Genomic DNA, 1,673 nt, shown 5'->3' with positions numbered 1-1,673 from the left:
AAGAAAATGCGGGCGCAAAATCAATGGGTGAGAACGGAAAATATTATTGAACTGGCTCATCCGAAATTCCGTGATGATTTGATTAAAGCAGCTCAGAAGGCAGGTATTTGGAGAAGGACGAATAAGATTGATTAATTGGTTGTATATAAATGCAGGGAAGAAGATTGTCAGGAGATAGAACTGACAATCTTTTTTTTACCTATATTATTATAAATGTAATATCAACTGTAATATTTATTATAATTGTAATATTTATTAAATTATGATATTTTTTGTGTTTTAATTATACAAAGCAATAACAATTTATGATAAAATATCACTATATATAAGCTTTATATTTTAAAATCTGTCTAGGGGGGGAAGGAAATGTCGTACTGGGATGAATATAAGAGAAAGCTTAGGACAGCAGAAGAAGTTGCGAAAATGGTGAAGCCGGGAGAGGGAGTTAAATTAGGTTATTTTAACGGCAAACCGGTACAGCTGGTAAAGGCCTTGGCAGAAAGACATGAAGAGTTATATGATGTGCTGGTAGCAGGAGCAGTAACTGTACCACCGATTCCAGAAGTTGTGCAGTATCCTGAAAGCTTTACTTATCAAGACTGGCACTGGAGTGCCTTGACAAGGAGACTGGCTGAATATTTTCCGGCTGTAGTCTATGCTCCTTTGCTTTATCATGTTTCAACTATATTTGTTAGAGCAGGTGAGGTAAATAATCTTAAAGGCACAGATCATCACTGGCACCAGGTGGCTCCTATGGATGAGCGAGGATATTTTAATTTTGGTCCCAACTGCTCGGAAGCCCTGGAGTGCTTTTTAAATTCAAGGGTGCGAGTAGTAGAAGTCAATAAAAATATGCCGGTATGTTATGGAGGTATTAAAGAGGCAGTACATATATCTCAGGTAGATTATATAGTGGAGGCTCCTGATGATCAGGAGATATTTGCTGCTCCTGAACTTCCCAAGCCTACCGAGGCTGATGTGCAAATTGCCAAAAATCTTTTGGAGTATATCCATGATGGAGATTGTCTGCAACTGGGGATTGGAGCTATGCCCAATGCAGTGGGGCAGTTGATTGCGGATTCGGATTTAAAGGACATAGGAATTCATACGGAAATGTTTGTGGATGCTTTTATAGATATGATTGAAAAAGGTATTGCTAATGGCTTACGAAAAAATATTGACAAAGGGAAGGCAGTATATACTTTTGCTTTGGGAACCAAGAGATTATATGAATTTTTAGACCGTAACCCTGGTTTAGCTATATATAGTGTTGATTATACCAATGATCCCAGAACTATTGCTCTTAATGATAATTTTGTATCCATCAATCAGGCAGTACAGGTAGACTTGTTAACCCAGGTTAATGCCGAAAGTGACGGTTTTAAACAGATATCAGGCAATGGTGGAATGACTGATTTTGTTTTAGGAGCTCAGTGGTCCAAGGGAGGCAGGAGTTTTATATGTTTGCCTTCTACTTATACGGATAAGGATGGTAATCTGGTATCCAGGATTGTTCCGACATTTAAGCCGGGAACTTCAGTAACTATTACCAGACATATGGTAGATTATATTGTAACTGAATACGGAGTTAAGAAAATGCGGGCGCAAAATCAATGGGTGAGAACGGAAAATATTATTGAACTGGCTCATCCGAAATTCCGTGATGATTTGAT

2 protein-coding genes are annotated in these 1,673 nt (G+C 38.1%); both read left to right on the top strand.

All coding sequences use genetic code 11. The features are described from left to right. Positions 1–6 precede the first annotated feature (6 nt). Complete coding sequence (locus tag BUB92_RS11455; RefSeq protein ID WP_242939055.1) at positions 7–135, top strand: acetyl-CoA hydrolase/transferase C-terminal domain-containing protein; 129 nt, start codon at positions 7–9, stop codon at positions 133–135. 231 nt (positions 136–366) lie between these two features. Next, a partial coding sequence (locus tag BUB92_RS11110) for an acetyl-CoA hydrolase/transferase family protein (RefSeq protein ID WP_073093625.1) occupies positions 367–1,673 on the top strand: 1,307 nt, incomplete at its 3' end.

This window comes from Thermosyntropha lipolytica DSM 11003 (genome assembly GCF_900129805.1).
In the GTDB taxonomy this organism is placed as follows: domain Bacteria; phylum Bacillota; class Syntrophomonadia; order Syntrophomonadales; family Syntrophomonadaceae; genus Thermosyntropha; species Thermosyntropha lipolytica.
This window is presented reverse-complemented; position numbering and strand designations above follow the sequence as displayed.

What these genes read in the sequence shown, in the direction of transcription:
- BUB92_RS11455 (WP_242939055.1), top strand. Translation starts at nt 7, where the DNA reads ATGCGGGCGCAAAATCAATGGGTGAGAACGGAAAATATTATTGAACTG.